At 56.6% G+C, this 18,440-nt stretch carries 21 protein-coding genes; 9 read left to right on the forward strand and 12 right to left on the reverse strand.

What is annotated here, in order from left to right; translation table 11 throughout:
• The first annotated feature begins 22 nt into the window (after positions 1–22).
• The 8 genes from D9K61_RS16660 to D9K61_RS27915 all read left to right on the forward strand — a co-directional run bounded on the left by D9K61_RS16660 (position 23) and on the right by D9K61_RS27915 (position 6,402).
• A complete protein-coding gene (locus tag D9K61_RS16660) occupies positions 23–511 on the forward strand; it encodes an acyloxyacyl hydrolase (RefSeq protein WP_120634316.1) in 489 nt (162 codons plus the stop codon).
• Between the two features lie 79 nt (positions 512–590).
• Positions 591–1,382 (forward strand): tryptophan synthase subunit alpha, encoded by a 792-nt coding sequence (trpA, locus tag D9K61_RS16665; protein ID WP_120634317.1) that lies wholly within the window; start codon positions 591–593, stop codon positions 1,380–1,382.
• A gap of 140 nt (positions 1,383–1,522) precedes the next feature.
• On the forward strand, positions 1,523–2,689 hold the full coding sequence (locus D9K61_RS16670; RefSeq protein WP_120634318.1) for an alpha-hydroxy acid oxidase: 1,167 nt from the start codon (positions 1,523–1,525) through the stop codon (positions 2,687–2,689).
• Between the two features lie 121 nt (positions 2,690–2,810).
• Positions 2,811–3,461 (forward strand): 50S ribosomal protein L25/general stress protein Ctc, encoded by a 651-nt coding sequence (locus D9K61_RS16675; RefSeq protein ID WP_120634319.1) that lies wholly within the window; start codon positions 2,811–2,813, stop codon positions 3,459–3,461.
• Positions 3,462–3,679: 218 nt separating this feature from the next.
• A complete protein-coding gene (pth, locus tag D9K61_RS16680) occupies positions 3,680–4,363 on the forward strand; it encodes an aminoacyl-tRNA hydrolase (protein WP_120634513.1) in 684 nt (227 codons plus the stop codon).
• Between the two features lie 82 nt (positions 4,364–4,445).
• Positions 4,446–5,609: a serine hydrolase gene (locus D9K61_RS16685; RefSeq protein ID WP_120634320.1), complete on the forward strand. Its 1,164-nt coding sequence runs from the start codon at positions 4,446–4,448 to the stop codon at positions 5,607–5,609.
• A 9-nt stretch (positions 5,610–5,618) separates the two neighbouring features.
• A complete protein-coding gene (locus tag D9K61_RS16690; RefSeq protein ID WP_120634321.1) occupies positions 5,619–5,996 on the forward strand; it encodes a DUF2237 family protein in 378 nt (125 codons plus the stop codon).
• A gap of 205 nt (positions 5,997–6,201) precedes the next feature.
• Positions 6,202–6,402 carry an antibiotic biosynthesis monooxygenase gene (locus D9K61_RS27915; protein WP_371688482.1) on the forward strand — a complete coding sequence of 67 codons (201 nt, stop codon included), beginning with the start codon at positions 6,202–6,204 and terminating at the stop codon, positions 6,400–6,402.
• 81 nt (positions 6,403–6,483) lie between these two features.
• Here the strand turns inward: D9K61_RS27915 and D9K61_RS16700 are convergent, their stop codons facing one another.
• The 11 genes from D9K61_RS16700 to aroA form a co-directional block, all read right to left on the reverse strand.
• Complete coding sequence (locus D9K61_RS16700) at positions 6,484–6,882, reverse strand: methyltransferase (protein WP_371688483.1); 399 nt, start codon at positions 6,880–6,882, stop codon at positions 6,484–6,486.
• A 26-nt stretch (positions 6,883–6,908) separates the two neighbouring features.
• Positions 6,909–7,112 carry a hypothetical protein gene (locus D9K61_RS27605; RefSeq protein ID WP_254055803.1) on the reverse strand — a complete coding sequence of 68 codons (204 nt, stop codon included), beginning with the start codon at positions 7,110–7,112 and terminating at the stop codon, positions 6,909–6,911.
• Positions 7,113–7,160: 48 nt separating this feature from the next.
• Positions 7,161–8,408: a tryptophan synthase subunit beta gene (gene trpB, locus D9K61_RS16705; protein WP_120634322.1), complete on the reverse strand. Its 1,248-nt coding sequence runs from the start codon at positions 8,406–8,408 to the stop codon at positions 7,161–7,163.
• Positions 8,409–8,647: 239 nt separating this feature from the next.
• Positions 8,648–9,292 carry a phosphoribosylanthranilate isomerase gene (locus D9K61_RS16710; protein WP_120634323.1) on the reverse strand — a complete coding sequence of 215 codons (645 nt, stop codon included), beginning with the start codon at positions 9,290–9,292 and terminating at the stop codon, positions 8,648–8,650.
• Between the two features lie 8 nt (positions 9,293–9,300).
• The gene (locus tag D9K61_RS16715) at positions 9,301–9,651 is read right to left on the reverse strand and encodes a lipopolysaccharide assembly protein LapA domain-containing protein (protein ID WP_162946947.1); all 351 of its coding nucleotides are present in this window, start codon (positions 9,649–9,651) and stop codon (positions 9,301–9,303) included.
• Positions 9,652–9,658: 7 nt separating this feature from the next.
• Positions 9,659–9,943, reverse strand: a complete 285-nt coding sequence (ihfB, locus tag D9K61_RS16720) for an integration host factor subunit beta (RefSeq protein ID WP_120634325.1) — start codon at positions 9,941–9,943, stop codon at positions 9,659–9,661.
• A 271-nt stretch (positions 9,944–10,214) separates the two neighbouring features.
• Complete coding sequence (gene rpsA, locus D9K61_RS16725; RefSeq protein ID WP_120634326.1) at positions 10,215–11,891, reverse strand: 30S ribosomal protein S1; 1,677 nt, start codon at positions 11,889–11,891, stop codon at positions 10,215–10,217.
• A 267-nt stretch (positions 11,892–12,158) separates the two neighbouring features.
• Entirely contained in the window at positions 12,159–12,467 is a 309-nt protein-coding gene (locus tag D9K61_RS16730; protein WP_371688484.1) for a DUF6525 family protein, read from the reverse strand.
• Positions 12,468–12,779: 312 nt separating this feature from the next.
• Positions 12,780–14,465: a tryptophan halogenase family protein gene (locus D9K61_RS16735; RefSeq protein WP_120634328.1), complete on the reverse strand. Its 1,686-nt coding sequence runs from the start codon at positions 14,463–14,465 to the stop codon at positions 12,780–12,782.
• A gap of 288 nt (positions 14,466–14,753) precedes the next feature.
• A complete protein-coding gene (gene cmk / locus D9K61_RS16740) occupies positions 14,754–15,371 on the reverse strand; it encodes a (d)CMP kinase (protein ID WP_120634329.1) in 618 nt (205 codons plus the stop codon).
• On the reverse strand, positions 15,368–16,714 hold the full coding sequence (gene aroA, locus D9K61_RS16745) for a 3-phosphoshikimate 1-carboxyvinyltransferase (protein WP_120634330.1): 1,347 nt from the start codon (positions 16,712–16,714) through the stop codon (positions 15,368–15,370). The genes cmk and aroA overlap by 4 nt, the downstream gene beginning before the upstream one ends.
• Positions 16,715–16,908: 194 nt before the next feature.
• Here aroA and D9K61_RS16750 point away from each other — a divergent pair, with 194 nt between their 5' ends.
• Complete coding sequence (locus D9K61_RS16750) at positions 16,909–17,715, forward strand: hypothetical protein (RefSeq protein ID WP_120634331.1); 807 nt, start codon at positions 16,909–16,911, stop codon at positions 17,713–17,715.
• On the opposite strand, the gene trmB is transcribed toward D9K61_RS16750, so the two are convergent.
• The gene (trmB, locus tag D9K61_RS16755; RefSeq protein WP_120634332.1) at positions 17,712–18,422 is read right to left on the reverse strand and encodes a tRNA (guanosine(46)-N7)-methyltransferase TrmB; all 711 of its coding nucleotides are present in this window, start codon (positions 18,420–18,422) and stop codon (positions 17,712–17,714) included. The two genes, D9K61_RS16750 and trmB, sit on opposite strands and share 4 nt — an antisense overlap.
• Positions 18,423–18,440: the final 18 nt, after the last annotated feature.

Here is an 18,440-nt window from a genome sequence, read left to right on the forward strand (position 1 = left end):
AACAACTTACTGACAGATTGATATGAAGACACTCCTTCTAGTTTCCGCTGCGGCCATTGGCGCCGCAACCGCCGCGCCTGCCCAATCCATCGTTTTTGGTGCCGGATATGCAGATTATTCGGACAGTATGTCCGAGGATCAGGCTATTTTGTCGCTGGAATACCAACACAGTCCCTTTCATCAGGCGACACGGTTCAGTGCCGCTTGGGGCGCTGCTTTGTCGGTCGACACTGACGGCGACACACATATCGGCGCTGGTCTGATCGGCGTCTATACGCTGGGTGATCGCTGGTTTGTCGAGGGCAGCGTCATGCCCGGGTACTATGACGAAGGAAATGATCTGAACGATCTGGGCGGCAGCTTTCAGATCCGCAGCCTTCTGGGCCTTGGCTACACGCTGAACGGCGGCAACAAAGTTTCAGTTGCAGTCACCCATAAATCCAATGCCAGCACCCAGGACGAAAACCCCGGGGTGAACGCTCTTTTACTGCGGTATCATTACGCGTTCTGATCCAATCGCGCCGAGGCGGGATTGATTTTCGGTCAAAGTTTCTGCACATCAGGTCGAAACCCGTTTGCAAGGACATCCGATGAGCCGTATCGACGCGAAGTTTGCTGCACTGAAAGCCGAAGATAAAAAAGCCTTTGTGGCCTATGTCATGGCCGGAGACCCTGACTACGAAACCTCGCTTGAGGTGGTCAAGGGTTTGCCGGCGGCTGGCGTCGATGTGATCGAACTGGGCCTGCCCTTCACCGACCCAATGGCGGATGGCCCTACGATTCAGCTGGCTGGACAACGTGCATTGGACGGCGGCATGACGTTGCAACGAACGTTGGATCTGGCGCGCGCATTCCGCGAAACCGACGACACGACGCCGATTGTGATGATGGGATATTACAATCCGATCTACAGCCGCGGCGTTGAGACGTTTCTACAGGATGCAAAAGCCTCAGGGATCGATGGGTTAATTGTTGTTGACCTGCCACCGGAAGAAGATGACGAGCTGTGCCTGCCCGCGCAGGCGGCCGGTTTGAACTTCATCCGCCTGGCGACACCCACAACGGATAACAAGCGCCTGCCCCGGGTACTGCAGAACACCTCGGGCTTTGTGTACTACGTGTCAATCACGGGCATCACCGGAGCGGCCGAGGCAGAAGCCCAGAATGTCGGGCCCGAGGTTGCGCGGATCAAATCGCAGACTGACCTTCCGGTGATCGTCGGGTTCGGGATCAACACACCGGAAAAGTCACGCACCATTGCTAGCGTGGCGGATGGCGCTGTTGTGGGCTCGGCCATCGTCAGCCAAATCGGGGCCGGAAAGTCGGTCGCCGAAGTTCTGGCGTTTGTCAAAACACTATCCGACGGAGCCCACTCAGCCTGACCAAACGACACATAATGCTGACGACCCTTCAGCCGCAGTTAGCCTCAGGTCAACTGCGGCTTTTTGATACCCGGACGGCGTTGCGGTTAGTTGAAAAAATTGGTAATAAAACCTAACCAATATCACCAAGGCTATGTGTAATGCCCGTCATCACCACAATCGAAGACCTGAAACGCCTCTACCAGCGCCGTGTGCCCCGGATGTTCTATGACTACGCCGAAAGCGGAAGCTGGACGGAACAAACGTTTCGGGAAAACACTTCGGATTTCGAAAAGATTCGCCTGCGTCAGCGGATCGCTGTGGATATGGCAGGGCGTTCAACCGCGTCTCAGATGATTGGCGAAGATGTTTCGATGCCTGTTGCGCTTGCACCTGTGGGCCTGACCGGGATGCAGCACGCTGATGGTGAGATGAAAGCCGCCAAGGCCGCCGAGGAATTCGGCGTGCCCTTTACCCTTTCGACAATGTCGATCAATTCAATCGAGGATGTGGCAGGCCACACCAACAAGCCGTTCTGGTTTCAGCTATATACGATGAAGGACGACGACTACATCAGCCGTCTGATCCAACGCGCCAAGGATGCCAAATGTTCGGCACTTGTGATCACGCTGGACCTGCAAATCTTGGGGCAACGGCATAAAGACCTGAAAAACGGGTTGTCTGCCCCGCCGAAACTGACCGCAAAAACCATCGCAAACCTGATGACCAAATGGGCTTGGGGCATTGAGATGCTCGGAGCTCATCGCCGAGAGTTCGGAAACATAGTGGGCCATGCCGAAGGCGTTTCGGACGCTTCATCGCTGGGCGCGTGGACAGCAGAGCAGTTTGACCCAAGCCTGGATTGGACCAAGGTGGGAAAACTGATGGAACAATGGGGCGGTAAGGTCATTCTGAAGGGAATACTGGACGCCGAGGATGCCAAGATGGCGGCAAAACTGGGTGCTGACGCCATCGTTGTGTCGAACCATGGAGGTCGCCAGTTGGACGGTGCACTTAGTTCGATCCGCATGCTGCCGGAAATCCTGGATGCGGTCGGAGACGTCGTTGAAGTACACATGGACAGCGGGATCCGTTCCGGACAGGACGTACTGAAGGCGTTGGCCTTGGGGGCCAAAGGCACATATATCGGCCGCGCGTTTGTCTATGGTTTAGGTGCTATGGGGCAAAAAGGTGTGACCACCGCTCTCGAGGTGATCGAAAAGGAACTGGACACCACAATGGCTCTATGCGGTGAGCGAAACGTCGGCGATTTGGGGCGGCATAATCTGCTGATCCCAGAAGATTTTGGCGGGCGCTGGCAGGATTGATCTGTCTTTGCGTCTGACCACCTAAAAATCGCTTTCCAAACCCAATGAATCAAGCTATGGACGCCGCTTCACGCGGGCATACAGCCTTGGAGGATGCCCGCCCTAACATTGGAGATATATCATGGCTGGTGAGATTCCTGATCTCGTAGCTCTGGAACGGACGGGGACAGGCAAGGGCGCCGCTCGTCAAACACGCCGCGACGGCATGGTTCCGGGCGTTGTATTTGGCGGCGACAAAGACCCGCTGACAATCCAGATCCCGTTCAACGAACTGTTCAAGCGCCTGAAAGCGGGCCGGTTCAAGTCGACGTTGTGGAACCTGAAGGTTGAAGGCCACGAAGACGTGCGCGTTATCTGCCGCGACGTTCAGCGTGACATCGTCAAAGACCTGCCGACGCACCTGGACCTGATGCGCCTGCGTCGGACCACCAAGATCGCGTTGTTCATCCCGGTTGAGTTCATCAACGAAGAAGAAGCTCCCGGCGTCAAGAAGGGCGGCGTTGTAACCGTTGTCCGTCCGGAAGTTGAACTGGTCTGCACAGCCGGTGATATCCCTGAAAAGATCACCGTCGATCTGACCGGCATGAACATCAACGACGTTGCAACCATTTCGTCGGTTGAGCTGCCAGCTGGCACCAAGCCGACCATCGACCGTGACTTCGTGATCGCCAATATCTCGGCACCGACAGGTCTGGCAACAGACGACGATGAAGAAGAAGAAGTCGCAGCTGACGAAGTCGAAGTCGTCGGACAGGACGAAGAAGAAGAATAAATCCGGATACCATTATCCAGATTTTCTGACGGGGCTCTTTTTAGAGCCCCTATTTTATTGCAACCTTGATGTCCACCTCACGTCTGTTTGCCCGGCTTCTTCAGCCGACCAAAACCTCGCAGCCGCTCACCGCGTGTTTTTCAAAGTGGCGCATCTGGATTTCCGATCAAAATCCGGGCATGAGGGGGCAGACGAACCTAGACCTGTGGAACAGCGCCATGAAACTTTTTGTCGGACTGGGAAATCCGGGGCAAAAATATGCCCGGAACCGGCACAATATTGGCTTCATGGCCTTGGACCAAATCGCCGACGATCATGGGTTTGGCCCGTGGAAATCAAAGTTTCAGGGCGACATCACCGAAGGCCGCTTAGGCTCTGAGAAAATCCTGCTGCTAAAGCCGCAAACCTTCATGAACCGTTCAGGCCAGTCCGTGGGCGAAGCGATGCGGTTTTACAAGCTCGACTCGACCGACGTGACAGTCTTTCACGATGAACTGGATCTAGTCCCCGGCAAGGTGCGCGTCAAAGCGGGCGGCGGTCATGCCGGGCACAATGGGTTACGCTCGATCCATGAACATATCGGCGCGGCCTACGACCGGGTTCGGTTGGGTATCGGGCACCCTGGCCGAAAGGAAATGGTCTCACCCTATGTGCTGAGTGATTTTGCAAAATCCGAGGGCGACTGGCTGAGCAAGCTATTGCGCGGTGTTTCGGACGGTGCCAATTATTTAGCACAGGATGAAGGCGGGAAATTCATGAATGCGGTCGCCTTGCGCACTGCCCCGGCGCGGTCATCCAAGACCGCTACCCCCGCCAAGACCGATCCCAAACCTGAAGCAAAGCCTGAACCGCTGAACGATGATCGTTCAACCATGCAGAAGCTTCTGGACAAGTTCAAATAGGCGCGCCTGACCTTTCCGCAACGTCTTGATTGCGGATTGAACCGTCCCGCGTTCCAATGCTGACCGAAGAGGGAGGCATCATATGAAAACGGTTATCAAGTGGCTGCTGCGGATTGTTCTGGCACTGGGACTGGCCGCTGTCGTTGTCGGCATTTGGAAACGCGAAGAGATACAGCGCCTGATGGCTGTGAACTCGCTGTTTTCCGAAGAAAAGATTGTCCACAACTTTTCGCATATGAACGAGGCTTTCCTGACAGTTGATTTGCCGCGCGGCAATGCACCCACGTCAGAGCTGTCATATGGCGCCGGATTTGAGCTGCCCGAAGGCACCGATACCTGGATCGACGAGCGGTCCGTCACGTCATTGCTGGTGATGCAGGACGGGCGCATCCGGTTCGAGGAATACTATTTGGGTACCGCGCCCGAAGACCGGCGGATCTCGTGGTCGGTTGCCAAAAGCTATCTGTCTGCCCTGCTCGGGGTTCTGATGAACGAAGGCGCGATCGCGTCGCTGGACGACCGGGTCGTCGACTACGCCCCTCAGCTGAACGGCAGCGCCTACGAGGACGCAACGATCCGAAATGTGCTGAACATGGCCAGCGGCGTCACTTTCGATGAGGACTACCTGGACCCAAAATCTGACATCAACCGTATGGGCCGAGTCGTAGCGTTGGGTGGAGAGTTGGATGATTTTGCAGCCTCGCTGCAGGAAAGCTTCGCGACCCCGGGTGAAACCTGGCAATACGTGTCGATCGACACTCATGTGATTGGCATGGTGATCCGCGGAGCAACTGGACGCGGCGTGTCCGAGCTGATGACCGAAAAGATCATTCAACCACTGGGCCTGGAACGCGACGGTTACTACATCACCGACGGGGCTGGGGTGGCATTTGTGCTGGGCGGATTGAACTTTACTACCCGAGATTTTGCTCGTTTCGGGCAAATGATCCTTCAGGACGGTATACATAACGGGCAACAACTTGTGCCAGCAGAATGGATCGCCGAGGCGACACGCGCCAGCGCACCGACCCAACCTGACCAGACAGGCTATGGCTATCAGTGGTGGATACCCGTTGGCGCGCACGACGGAGAGTTCCTGGCGCGCGGTGTTTATGGACAGTACATATACTTTGATCAGCCTCGCGGCGTGCTGATCGTCACAACCGGAGCGGACCGAAAATTCCGCGCGCCGGGTGTTAACACCCAGAATATCGAAATGTTCCGCAATATCACCCGAAACCTGTAAGATGCACCTATGCAAAAGCAAGACAGTGTAAATGTACTTGGGGGCGTATTGGCCCCCTGCTCTCGCGATCCGCTGACGGGTTTCTTTCGGGATGGCGCCTGCAACACCTGTCCCGAAGATCAAGGCAGCCATACCGTCTGCGTCGTCATGACGGCCGAGTTTTTGGCGTTTTCAAAATATGTCGGCAATGACCTGAGCACCCCACGACCCGAGTTCGACTTTGCCGGTCTCAACCCCGGTGACAGTTGGTGCCTGTGCGCCAGCCGGTTTCTGCAGGCCCATGACGAAGGCTGCGCGCCCAAAGTGCAGCTTGAGGCCACGCACAAGCGCGCATTGGAGATTGTTCCGCTGGCCATTCTGCGTGAACACTCGGTCAGCGTGGATTGACGCCGGGTTCAGAATACTCTTTATGGCCCATAGCCAGCCAACATTCATTTCAGCCAGCCCAAATGATGAACGAATGAGGTTTGACATGAGCTTTATTGCCATGAACCGCTTCAAGGTCCGCCCGGGCAGCGAAGCAGATTTCGAAAACGTCTGGAAAGAGCGTGAGAGCCGCCTGAACGAACTATAGGGGTTTCAGGAGTTCCGCTTGTTGAAAGGACCGGAAGGGGACGGTTATCGCCTTTATTCCAGCCATGTCATATGGGACTGCCGCGAAGACTTTGAGACATCGACCAAATCGGAACAGTTCCGCAATGCGCATAAGAACGCCGGAAGCAGCAAAACCCAATCCGCGCTGATGGGGCCGCCGCAGTTCGAAGGGTTCGAAACCGTCCTGCACGAAGGCTGACACGGTCCAGATCGGAGAACGGGACTGGTTACGGGATTGTTAGTTTCCGATCAAAACACACACGGCAAGCGGCTCGGGCGCTTAAACCGCTCGGGCCAGGTATCCCCGCGACGTGCGCGACGGAGGGCCGGTCGGGAAACTGTGTTGCGTTTCCAGAAGCCAACCTGATTCTGCGAGCATTTCAGCAACCTTCTCCGGCCTGTAAGAGCGATGACGCCATTGAAACCAAATGATGGCGTTGCACCAATGCGGCTTACTAACAACAAGCCAGAGCTTGGCGGGTGGGGCAGCCAAATCGCGCATTTGGCGCAGTGCTGATATCGGGTCTTGGCAGTGCTCCAAAACATGTGCGGCTAACACGCAGTCAAAGGGGTCGGTCGACCGAAAATCTTCTAACCGTGTTCTGACGGTTTTCGCAGCTACACCCCTGCGACCCAACACCTGTTCCGCTCGCTTCAACATCTTGCCAGAGGGCTCCATCAGGGTGACCTGACCCTCAGAACGTATTACTGCCGCGCATCGGCGAAGGCGCCAGTGCCGCACCCGACGTCCAGTACATTGCTTCCAAGGTCTTCAGGCGACCCTGCAGAGAGAAAACCCAAATAAGCGTCGAAGTAGCCAAGCAGCCGCATCTTGTCCGCCCACCCTCGGGCGACGGCGTCATACTTTTGGTCAAGCCGCGTTGGAATGGATGACGATGAATCGCGCATGCCACAAAGCCTGTCACGAAACGCGCCTGACGCAAAGCCCGGATGGGTTCAGTCGGCGGAACGTCCTTCGGTATCCGACATGTCAAAGTTCAGGTACTTGGCAACCGTCTGTACATCCTTGTCGCCCCGTCCACACATGTTCATGCAGATGATGTGATCCTTGGGCAGATCAGGGGCGATTTTCATCACATGGGCAAGGGCGTGGCTGGGTTCCAAGGCCGGGATGATTCCCTCGGTCGCACAGCACAGTTGGAACGCCTCCAGCGCCTCGACATCAGTGATCGAGACGTATTGTGCGCGGCCAATTTCGTGCAGCCACGAGTGTTCGGGCCCAATACCCGGATAATCCAGACCAGCCGAGATCGAATACCCTTCAAGGATCTGGCCATCGTCGTCTTGCAACAGATACGTTCGATTGCCATGCAAAACACCCGGGCGACCACCTGTCAGCGACGCGCAGTGCTCCACCTTTTCGTTCACACCCTTGCCGCCCGCTTCGACGCCGATGATGTTCACGGATTTGTCGTCGAGGAACGGATAGAACAGGCCCATCGCATTCGACCCCCCACCGATGGCGGCAATGAGCGTGTCAGGCAAACGGCCTTCGGCCCGATGCATCTGTTCCTTGGCTTCCTTGCCGATGATCGATTGGAAATCGCGCACCATCGCCGGATACGGGTGCGGGCCAGCGACTGTACCGATGCAATAAAACGTGTCGCGCACATTGGTAACCCAGTCGCGCAGCGCATCATTCATCGCATCTTTCAGCGTCCCACGGCCCGAGGTCACCGGAATCACCTCGGCCCCCAGCAAGCGCATCCGGAACACGTTCGGAGCCTGGCGCTGCACGTCGTGCGCGCCCATATAGACCACACATTTCAGGCCGAACTTGGCGCAGACCGTGGCCGTTGCCACACCGTGCTGCCCTGCGCCGGTTTCCGCAATGATCCGGGTCTTGCCCATGCGGCGCGCCAGGATGATCTGGCCCAACACATTGTTGATCTTGTGGGCGCCGGTATGGTTCAGTTCGTCCCGTTTCAGGTAGATTTTTGCGCCGCCCAGATGATCCGTCAGGCGTTCGGCAAAATACAGCGGTGAGGGGCGACCTACGTAATTGGCCCAGAGATCATCCATCTCGGCCCAGAATGTCGCGTCATCCTTGGCCTTCTCATATTCTTCTTCCAGTGACAGGATCAGCGGCATCAGCGTTTCGCTGACAAACCGTCCGCCAAAAATACCAAAACGCCCCTGCTCGTCAGGGCCGGACATGAAGGAATTGAAAAGATCGTTGGCCATGGGTGACTCCCTCGTCGTACGTGTTGTTCATAGGAGGTGGCGGCGGAATTTGCCATGGCAAAACGCATCACGCCGCTGCGCGAATATGCTGCCGCAAAAGCGCAAGGCCTGTTTCGCAAATGGAATCGCACCGCGCGAAAAATGATAGAACCAGTTCAGATGTGTCAGGCGGTTTGCGGCCTGCATCGTGTGTCCCTGGGATACGCGAAGCAATTCAGGTCAGGTCAGGTCAGGTCAGGTCACTGTAGAGCAGCCGCAAAAGCGCGGATCAAGCCAACGTCTTTAACCCCTGGCGCGCTTTCCACGCCCGACGACACGTCGACCTGCCGTGCCCCGGTCATACGTACTGCCTCGGCCACATTGTCGGGCGTAAGTCCACCGGCCAGCATCCAGGGGCGCCGCCAGTATTTTCGCCCGGCCAGCAACCGCCAGTCAAACGCAAGACCATTGCCCCCAGGCAGTTCCGCGTTGCGGGGTGGTTTGGCATCAACCAGCAACTGATCAGCCACTTCAGAGTAGTGATCAATGGCCGTTAGATCTTCGGCCTCTGCAATGCCGATCGCCTTCATTACCGGCAGCCCAAATCGATCCTTCACTTCAGCCACACGGTCTGGGCTTTCCTTGCCATGTAGTTGCAACATGTCCAGAGGGACCATCGAGACGATGCGATCCAGCTCTTCATCCGTCGCATTCACCACCAAGGCGACCTTTGCGATACCGGCCGGAACCAATTGAGCCAGACTGGCCGCAGCAGAAAGTTGAAGATGTCGAGGCGATTTCGGGAAGAAGACAAACCCAACATAGCCCGCACCGGCGTCTGCGGCAGCGCGCACATGTTCGGGTGCGGTCAAACCGCAGATCTTGAACCTTACATCATCGGGCATTGGCGGCCTCAGCTAGCCTCGTCCAGCAGCGCCAGAACGTCGTCCTGACCTTCATTCTGCTTTTTCTTGAGCTTTTTGACCTCACGCTCAAGCTTTCGCACTTCGCTTTTCTTGGTGGTCGCGTCGCGACGATGTTTATGTTCGCGCAGCCATTCCCAAAGGAAGCCGATGACCAGACCGGCGACCACACCACCCAGAACCACCACAAACAGCGGCAGGGATGTTGCCAGGTTAAAGCCCAAAAGATCGGCCAGGGCATCAGGCATCAGTTTCAATTCTACTGACTGAACATTCGCCAGAGACACTGAAATCAGGATGATCCCAAGCACCGCCAGAAAAGCATATCGAAGATAGCGCATCATGACGTCAGGCTTTACCGTTCAATCGATCCCTGAGCAACTTGCCAGTCTTAAAAAATGGGACACATTTTTCTTCGACCTGAACGGTTTCCCCTGTCCGGGGATTGCGGCCAACGCGGGCGTCCCGTTTCTTGACGGAAAACGCGCCAAACCCGCGCAGTTCGACCCGGTCGCCCCGCGCCATGGAATCTGTGACTTCTTCAAAAACGGTATTCACGATCCGCTCGACATCGCGCTGATAGAGATGCGGGTTTTCGTCGGCGATTTTTTGAATCAATTCTGAACGGATCATACGTGATACCCTCCCAGGCGGCCGGTTTAACATGTCTATTGTTCTGACAGTATAGGAAAAAACCCGGAACGGGGGAACGCAAAGTCTTCACCTCAGAGGATCATTTTTGCTCAAACTCACGCGAATCTTCGCCGGTCGGCGGTATTTCTACACGTAATGCGTGAATGACACGCAAGTTAGGCTGCAATTTCAGAACATATTGATTCGCAACAAAAACGGCCCCGCGCTGTTGCGCGAGGCCGATAATTCATCTTCAAAACGCTGCCTTGGCTTAGTCGCCAGATTTCAGCGCTGCGCCCAGAATGTCGCCCAGCGACGCGCCCGAGTCAGAAGAACCGTACTGTTCCACGGCCTCTTTCTCTTCGGCAATTTCGCGTGCTTTGATCGACAGACCAAGACGACGAGTCTTGCTGTCAACGTTGGTGACGCGAACGTCGATCTTGTTACCGACCGAGAAGCGCTCGGGACGCTGTTCGGCGCGGTCACGCGACAGATCGGAACGGCGGATAAAGGACTTCATACCTTCGTATTCCACCTCGATGCCGCCATCTTCGATCGCAGTAACTTCGACAGTGATGATCGAGCCACGCTTCACGCCGCCCACGGCTTCGGCGAACTTGTCACCGCCCAGGGCTTTGATCGACAGCGAGATACGCTCTTTCTCGACATCCACTTCCGAGACGACAGCCTGTACCACGTCGTTCTTGTGGTAGTTCTGAATGGCATCCTCGCCGCGCTCGTCCCAGGACAGATCCGACAGGTGAACCATGCCATCGATGTCGCCTTCGAGGCCAATGAACAGACCGAATTCGGTGATGTTCTTGACTTCGCCTTCGACTTCGGTGCCCTCGGGGTGTGTTTCTGCAAACACTTCCCACGGGTTACGCTGAGTCTGCTTGAGTCCGAGGGAAACGCGGCGCTTGGCACCGTCGATTTCCAGAACCATGACGTCAACTTCCTGGCTGGTCGAAACGATTTTGCCGGGGTGAACGTTTTTCTTGGTCCAGGACATCTCGGATACGTGCACCAGACCTTCGACACCGGCTTCCAGCTCGACGAACGCGCCGTAATCGGTGATGTTGGTGACGCGACCCTGATGGACCGAGCTCAGCGGGTACTTGGCCGCAACCAGATCCCACGGATCGTCCTGCAGCTGCTTCATGCCCAGGCTGATGCGGTGGGTCTCTTTGTTGATCTTGATGACCTGAACATTGATGGTCTCGCCGATCGTCAGGATCTCGGACGGGTGATTCACACGACGCCACGCCATGTCGGTGACGTGCAGCAGGCCGTCAACGCCGCCCAGGTCAACAAACGCACCGTATTCGGTGATGTTCTTGACCACGCCTTCGACGGTCTGACCTTCGGTCAGGTTGCCGATGACTTCAGCACGCTGTTCAGCACGTGATTCTTCCAGGATTGCGCGACGCGAAACAACGATGTTGCCACGGCGGCGGTCCATTTTCAGAATCTGGAACGGCTGCTTCAGACCCATCAGCGGGCCAGCATCGCGCACGGGGCGCACATCAACCTGCGAGCCGGGCAGGAACGCAACTGCGCCACCCAGATCGACGGTGAAGCCACCTTTGACGCGACCAAAGATAGCACCTTCGACGCGCTGGTCGTCGGCATATGCTTTTTCCAGACGGTCCCATGCTTCTTCGCGGCGGGCCATCTCACGAGAGATGACGGCTTCGCCACGGGCATTTTCTGCGGCACGCAGGTAGACTTCTACCTCGTCACCAACAGCGATTTCAGGAGCTTCGCCGGGGTTTGCGAATTCTTTCAGATCAACGCGGCCTTCCATTTTGTAGCCGACGTCGATGATGGCCTGGCCCGCTTCGATCGCGAGAACCTTGCCTTTGACAACAGAACCCTCTTCGGGTGTGTCCATTTCGAAGCTTTCGTTCAGGAGGGCTTCGAATTCCTCCATAGTTGTATCAGCCATCTGGCAGTGTTTTCCTTTACAATACGTTTTTACTGGCCGAGCGGTTGTCTCCGCCGGTCTTGTTTCATGGTGTCATCGGACGTGACCCGGGGCGTATCTGACTACACAAACACAAAGGGCCGAGGTAACCCGGCCCTGCTCAGATACGTCATCCGGACGTTGACCGCCCTTGTCGTGACAGCGCGCGTATAGGCCGTTTGAAGGGTTTGTGCAAGTGCAAAGCCCAACGCAGCATGGGTGTTCAAAGAATTCCCTCATCCGGGTGATCTAGGCGTTCACCTCCCAGATACGTGCATCGCGACGCAGCATTGACCGCTCAATGGTGTCCAGCCGTGCCAGCGCGGCTTCTGGATTGCGATCTCCTCCGGCTTTTTCCCAGATTTTCAATGCCGATGCGGGGCTCCACGGCAGGCACGCTTCGGCCAACCAGTGTCGTAACGTTGACGGGAGCCTATCGTATGCGTGCATAGTGCGCCCTTGTCGCTTTCGACGCTTCAGGTTGCTACGAAGGTTTCGAGCGGTTCGACGTCCACCCCATGGGTCGTTTGAGCAAGCGTTTGCAGCAGGCATTAACATATCTCTTGTCAGCGTCGATTATCGATATGTTATTATATTTCATTTTGACAACAATCAAGGAACATCAACCCACTCGCAACGAGACGATATCCCTTACGGCCGCTTAGATTTCTCCCCCAATGTTCTTGCTTTTGGCGTAGAGTGATCTGGTAACAATCATTTCAGCACAAATCTTCGTGGCGTCACCACCAAGTGAGTACATGCCTCACTAGACGCCAAAATCTCACGTCGATATTTAGGAGCGGAGGTCTAACGCCCCGCCCCGCCCCAACTTTTCCTAAAAGTGTGCTCTGCCCGGAGCACAATGAATTCTTAAAAAAGCTGCAAATCCTTCGCGCCGCTTTGGATTTCGGCGAGGTTTGGCATGTTTTGGATCACCACGGGTGCCGGTGCCGCGCCCGGCATCGCTACTGTCGGTTTCATCGCCGCCGCCGTGCCAAAGGCTGGTTGCTCCAGCTCTCCTCGGATATCGCGCAGCAGCATTTTGTGATCCGGCATGGTTTTAAGTATCTTTGCAAGGTCCACTTTCGCGCCCTTCCACCACTGGAACCAGATCGGTTTCTTCAACGGTCGCAGACGATCACGGATGCCTTCACCATAGCCCGTGTCATAGACCTGCTTGCCCAAAAGAACCGTCTGATAAACGCGGAAGTTAAACAGCGTGGCAAACTCGATGTCGTTTTCCAAGGGCAGGCGGTGCTGCCACAATTCCAAGTTCTCGGCCAACCGATCCGGTATCTTCATCTCGGTGCGTGCGTCGATCCAATATTGATCGTCCGTGCGATTGCCCAATCGATAGTGCAGACAGATAAAATCCAGAACCTCGTCATAGAGGTTGTTCATCTGCCGATTATACCTTGTCCGCAGTGGCGGGGCGATGTCCCGCGTGGGCAGGTGCTCGGCGAACCAGCGCACCGCATGATCAACCATATGGATCGCGGTACTCTCCAATGGCTCAATAAACCCGCCGGACAGACCGATCGCCAGACAGTTCTTGACCCAAGCATTGCGCACACGCCCGATGCGCATTGGGATCACGCGCGGCGTTGCCCCCTTGCCGCTGTCACCCAACCATTCGAGGTATTCATCTGCCGCCTGATCATCGGTACGATGCGCAGATGAGAACACATAGCCGGTGCCCACACGGTTGTAGAGCGGCACCCGCCAGGTCCAACCTGCGCCAAGTGCGGTAGACCGTGTCAGGCTTTCGATCTTCTCTGGGTCGGGATGTTCGATCTGCAACGCTAGGGCGCGGTCGTTGGGCAGGTAGTCTGAATAATCCATAAACGGCTCGCCAAGTGCTTGATTGATGATCAACCCGCGAAACCCGGTGCAATCTATGACCATCTCGATGTCATGGCGGCCTTTGCGTTCTAACATCAGATGGCTGACGTTGCCCTGCTCATCCAGCTCAACCGATTTCACCTCATCCTGGATATGCTCCACACCGCGCTTGGTGCAGACCTTGGTGAGCATGCCTGCAAATTTCACAGCGTCCAGATGATAGGCGTAGCCAAACCGCTGCTCAAATTCAGGTTGACCCAATTGCCGCGCGCCTTTGCATAGACGGCCCAAGTCATCGTGCGGCGAGATGGACTGCGTAAAATCCCGATCCCCGTTGCCAAAGCGCAAGAAGTACTCGGCAGCCTCCAACCCCTCCAACATCTGGCCATGGGCAAAGGGGTTCACATAATCGATACGATTACCCTTGGGGTCCTTGTTCCAATTGCAAAACTTCACACCCAATTTGAACGACGCGTTGGTCTCGCGGAAAAAATCCCGCTCTGAAATGCCTGCCTGACGGAGTGTGACCGGCATGCGCGGCACCGTGGCCTCGCCTACACCCACAGTAGCGATATTGGGGCTCTCTATCAGGCAAATGCGTGGGCGATCCTTTGGGGCTGACGTGCGGGAAAGCACCATGTCCAGAATCAGCGCGGTCATCCAACCAGCCGTGCCGCCGCCCACAATGGTGAGTTTGCGCAAACGATTGTTCATTTCATTCCATCCCTGTTGGCTTAGGGAATTATATAGCTGCCTCCCCTTTTTGGGGTTTGAATAGCGGCTTTCCCTTAAGGCTTTATTAGGGAAACTATAGCAGCTTTCCTGCATCCAGCTAGAGCCTATGACGCCCTAGCCAGCATGCACAGCCACCCATTCGGCCCCGCGACCCAGGGTAAAAGACCCTTCGCTGCTGGTCCCGCACAAAACCACGCCCCTCGAAATCAAAAAAGTGACGAGGTCGAAGAGCTGCAATCTGGCACGTCGCAACTTAGATTCGCGAACTCAAGGGTTCGTGGGTCTTACCTTTTCAATGATCTCAATGGCCTTTGCCAAGGCGGCCTCGATGCTCAAGTCAGATGTGTCCAGCAAAATCGCGTCATCTGCCGCCTTCATCGGCGCGGCGCTGCGTTCAGAATCCCGCGCATCCCGTTCGCGCACATCTGTAAGGACCTGATCCCGCGTCACTTCTGCGCCTTTGGCTTCCAGCTCCAGAAACCGGCGCTCAGCCCGAACTTCGGCACTGGCTGTCACGAACAACTTGATGTCGGCATTCGGACAGATGACGGTCCCGATGTCCCGCCCGTCCAAAACAGCGCCACCGGCGCGCCGTGCAAAAGCGCGCTGAAAATCGACCAGGGCGGCCCGTACCTCAGGAACGACGGCAACTTTGGATGCCGCTTGCGCAATCTCAGCCGTCCGCAGGTCGCCTTGCTCCAGCTCCTCGGCTGTCAAAGTCTGTGCAGCTTCAACAGGATTGAGCCCCTGCAAAGTGCGTCGCCCGACCGCGCGATACAGCAACCCGGTATCCAGATGAGAGAACCCAAAATGCGCAGCGACGGCTTTGGATATCGTCCCCTTGCCTGCCGCAGCCGGGCCGTCGATGGCAACAGTAAGGCTCACCCGCGCTGGACCTTGGCGCCCAGCGAGGCCATCAGCGGCTCGAAGATCGGGAAGGAGGTGGCGATCGGACCGCCGTCGTCCACGGATACCGCAGCTTTAGCCCCCATACCCATCACCATGAAAGACATGGCAATGCGGTGATCCAGAAAGCTTTCACATGTCCCACCCCCGGTCACTCCGCCGATACCCAGGCCGTCGACAGACCACCAATCGTCGGCCTCATCCACGGTCACACCATTGGCCCGCAAACCACGTGCCATCGCGTCGATACGGTCGCTTTCCTTGACGCGCAGTTCTTTGACGCCGCCCATCATCGTTGTGCCGGTCGCATTCGCTGCAACCACCGACAGCACCGGATATTCGTCAATCATCGACGCTGCACGCTCTGGCGGAACCGTGATGCCCGTCATGTTCGGTGAGTAGCGCGCGCGCAAATCGGCAACTGGTTCGCCGCCCTCTTCGCGTTCGTTTTCATAGGTCAGGTCCGCGCCCATGTCGCGCAGGGTGGCAAACAACCCGGCGCGGGTCGGGTTCAGGCCGATGCCGGGGATCAAAACGTCTGAACCGGGCGTGATCAGGGCTGCGCAAACAGGGAACGCCGCACTGGATGGATCCCGCGGCACCGCGATCACTTGTGGTTTCAGCTCTGGACGACCTGTCAGGGTAATCACACGGCCTTCGTCTGTATCCTCGACGGTGATTTCAGCCCCAAACCCAGCCAACATCCGTTCGGAATGGTCTCGGGTGGCCTCTTTTTCGATCACCACAGTCTTGCCCGGGGCATTCAAACCCGCCAGCAAAACTGCAGATTTTACCTGAGCAGAAGGTACAGGCACTTCGTAGCGCACCGGAACTGGTTCTGCCGCGCCCACGATGGTCATCGGCAGTCGCCCGCCCGAACGCCCGACCGATTGCGTGCCAAGCAAAGCCAGCGGGTCAGTGACTCGTGCCATGGGGCGTTTGTTCAGGCTGGCATCCCCGGTGAAGGTCGCAGAAATCGGACAGGTTGCCATCGCGCCCATTATCAGGCGCACACCGGTTCCCGAGTTTCCGCAGTCGATGACCTGATCGGGCTCGGCAAATCCGCCGACACCGACACCATGCACCGTCCATTCACCGTTACCATGATCCGTGACCTCGGCCCCAAACGCGCGCATGGCCTTTGCCGTGTCCAGAACATCCTCACCTTCCAAAAGCCCCGAGATCTTGGTTTCGCCCACCGCCATCGCGCCAAGGATCAGCGACCGGTGCGAGATCGACTTGTCGCCGGGCACTTCGGCCGTGCCGGTTAGCGGACCGCAGGGGTGCGAAGTCATCGGGATGGGTGTGCCGTGTCCGGACATGCGGGCTCCTTTTGCGCTATCGTGCTCAAGCCGATTAGCGAATTGGCCAAGTTTGGTCCAGCCTCAAAGGCGTTGTAAATCACTGCCCAGTTGAAAAGCCTGTCCTGGCAGTAGAAAAAATGCGGCTTTTGGGTTAAAATCACAGCATTGATCTTTATCGATTTTAACTCAGTAAACAGTTGAAGGACTATATTATGACCGATGCTCCATCTCTGCTGGCCAGAGGTCCCAGAACGCTTTTTCATCCTACCGACCCGCACCAACCCGAAAGCGATATCGAGAAACGGCTGGCGTTTCTTGTCGGCCTGGTTGCATTCGGACTACCCGTCGTATTGGCTGCTGGGGCCATCTTTGGTGGCAGCTGCTTTCGCGACAGCATCAGTCATTTCTACTACGCCCAGTTTCTTGGACCGATCTTTGTCGGCCTGCTTTATTTCATCGGCGGGTTCCTGATTGCCTATACAGGCGAGACTTTTTTCGAGGACAGGCTAAGTTCCGTGGCCGGCGTCGGCGCCTTTATCGTGGCCTCGATCCCTACCTTGGGCAGCGGATGTGAGGGGCCCGATAAGTTCCTGTCTCGCGTCTTTGTTGAAGTGACGAATAGCGACCCCATAGCCGTTGCAGAGGCAACCGATCAGGAGTTCTTCAACCTGTTCAGCACCGCCAGCAACTGGCATCTGGTCGCGGCAGGCATCTTGTTCATTTACCTCGCGCTCTATTGTCTGATCGTGCTAAAACGGGTGGTTCCAGAACGACACGAGGCAAACGGCGTGATGATCGAAAGCAAGCGTCAACGCAATCAGCTTTACAGCGTTTGTGGCCTGATCATTCTCGTATGCGTGGCGTTGCTGTTCTTCAAAGGCAAAATCGGCGGCCCAGGCTTTTTGATCTGGTGGGACAGCCTGAACCTAACCTTCTTTGTTGAGGCAGTCGCGCTTTGGGCCTTCGGAACCGCGTGGTTTGCCAAAAGCCGCGTGTTCGCGAAGCTAAACGATAGTTAGTCGGTGCGCCGAAACGTCAGATAGTGCGGCGTGCGCCCCTCACGCAGGGCCTTTTGCTCATAGCGGGTGGAAATCCAGTCCGCCCACGGCGCGCGCCAATCGTCAGGACGATCAGCCAACCATTCAAAGCCCGCACGCGGGACTTCTTCAAGCGTTTGCCTTACATAGTCGGGAATGTCGGTAGCGACCCGGAAGATCGAACCCGGTTTCAGAACACGCGCCAACGGTTCCAGATGTTCGGGCGTGACAAACCGACGGCGATGATGACGTGTTTTGGGCCACGGATCGGGGTAAAGCAAAAACGCGCGCGAGATGCTGGCATCCGGCAAAACGTCAAACAGGTCCCGCACGTCTCCGGGATGTACGGCCAGGTTTTCGACGCCTGCCTTGCGAATTTTGCCCAGCAACATTGCGACGCCGTTGATGTAGGGCTCGGCCCCGATGATTCCGATATCGGGGTTGTTCGCAGCCTGATGGACAAGATGCTCACCACCGCCAAACCCAATCTCTAGCCAAACGGGTTTGCCATCGAAAAGACCGTTGAGGTCAAGCGGGGCACGCTCGGGGTTGCTGTCCCAATCCACGGCGCCGGGTGCCAGAGCGGCAAGGTCTTCGTTCAAATATGTCTTCTGGCTGGGCTTCAGGGTCTTGCCCTTGAAGCGGCCATAGAAGTTTCTGCGCGGGCGTTGTGGGGTCTCAGAGCTCATGGCCGAGGCCATACTGCG

Origin of the sequence: Ruegeria sp. EL01 (genome assembly GCF_900313035.1) — a bacterium.
Classification (GTDB): Bacteria; Pseudomonadota; Alphaproteobacteria; order Rhodobacterales; family Rhodobacteraceae; genus Ruegeria.

Bases quoted from the DNA above. Each gene is read 5' to 3' on its own strand.
- D9K61_RS16660 (WP_120634316.1), top strand. From the start codon at position 23: ATGAAGACACTCCTTCTAGTTTCCGCTGCGGCCATTGGCGCCGCAACC.
- trpA (WP_120634317.1), top strand. From the start codon at position 591: ATGAGCCGTATCGACGCGAAGTTTGCTGCACTGAAAGCCGAAGATAAA.
- D9K61_RS16670 (WP_120634318.1), top strand. From the start codon at position 1,523: ATGCCCGTCATCACCACAATCGAAGACCTGAAACGCCTCTACCAGCGC.
- D9K61_RS16675 (WP_120634319.1), top strand. From the start codon at position 2,811: ATGGCTGGTGAGATTCCTGATCTCGTAGCTCTGGAACGGACGGGGACA.
- pth (WP_120634513.1), top strand. From the start codon at position 3,680: ATGAAACTTTTTGTCGGACTGGGAAATCCGGGGCAAAAATATGCCCGG.
- D9K61_RS16685 (WP_120634320.1), top strand. From the start codon at position 4,446: ATGAAAACGGTTATCAAGTGGCTGCTGCGGATTGTTCTGGCACTGGGA.
- D9K61_RS16690 (WP_120634321.1), top strand. From the start codon at position 5,619: ATGCAAAAGCAAGACAGTGTAAATGTACTTGGGGGCGTATTGGCCCCC.
- D9K61_RS16700 (WP_371688483.1), bottom strand. From the start codon at position 6,882: ATGGAGCCCTCTGGCAAGATGTTGAAGCGAGCGGAACAGGTGTTGGGT.
- D9K61_RS27605 (WP_254055803.1), bottom strand. From the start codon at position 7,112: ATGCGCGATTCATCGTCATCCATTCCAACGCGGCTTGACCAAAAGTAT.
- trpB (WP_120634322.1), bottom strand. From the start codon at position 8,408: ATGGCCAACGATCTTTTCAATTCCTTCATGTCCGGCCCTGACGAGCAG.
- D9K61_RS16710 (WP_120634323.1), bottom strand. From the start codon at position 9,292: ATGCCCGATGATGTAAGGTTCAAGATCTGCGGTTTGACCGCACCCGAA.
- D9K61_RS16715 (WP_162946947.1), bottom strand. From the start codon at position 9,651: ATGCGCTATCTTCGATATGCTTTTCTGGCGGTGCTTGGGATCATCCTG.
- ihfB (WP_120634325.1), bottom strand. From the start codon at position 9,943: ATGATCCGTTCAGAATTGATTCAAAAAATCGCCGACGAAAACCCGCAT.
- rpsA (WP_120634326.1), bottom strand. From the start codon at position 11,891: ATGGCTGATACAACTATGGAGGAATTCGAAGCCCTCCTGAACGAAAGC.
- D9K61_RS16730 (WP_371688484.1), bottom strand. From the start codon at position 12,467: ATGTTAATGCCTGCTGCAAACGCTTGCTCAAACGACCCATGGGGTGGA.
- D9K61_RS16735 (WP_120634328.1), bottom strand. From the start codon at position 14,465: ATGAACAATCGTTTGCGCAAACTCACCATTGTGGGCGGCGGCACGGCT.
- aroA (WP_120634330.1), bottom strand. From the start codon at position 16,714: ATGTCCGGACACGGCACACCCATCCCGATGACTTCGCACCCCTGCGGT.
- D9K61_RS16750 (WP_120634331.1), top strand. From the start codon at position 16,909: ATGACCGATGCTCCATCTCTGCTGGCCAGAGGTCCCAGAACGCTTTTT.
- trmB (WP_120634332.1), bottom strand. From the start codon at position 18,422: ATGAGCTCTGAGACCCCACAACGCCCGCGCAGAAACTTCTATGGCCGC.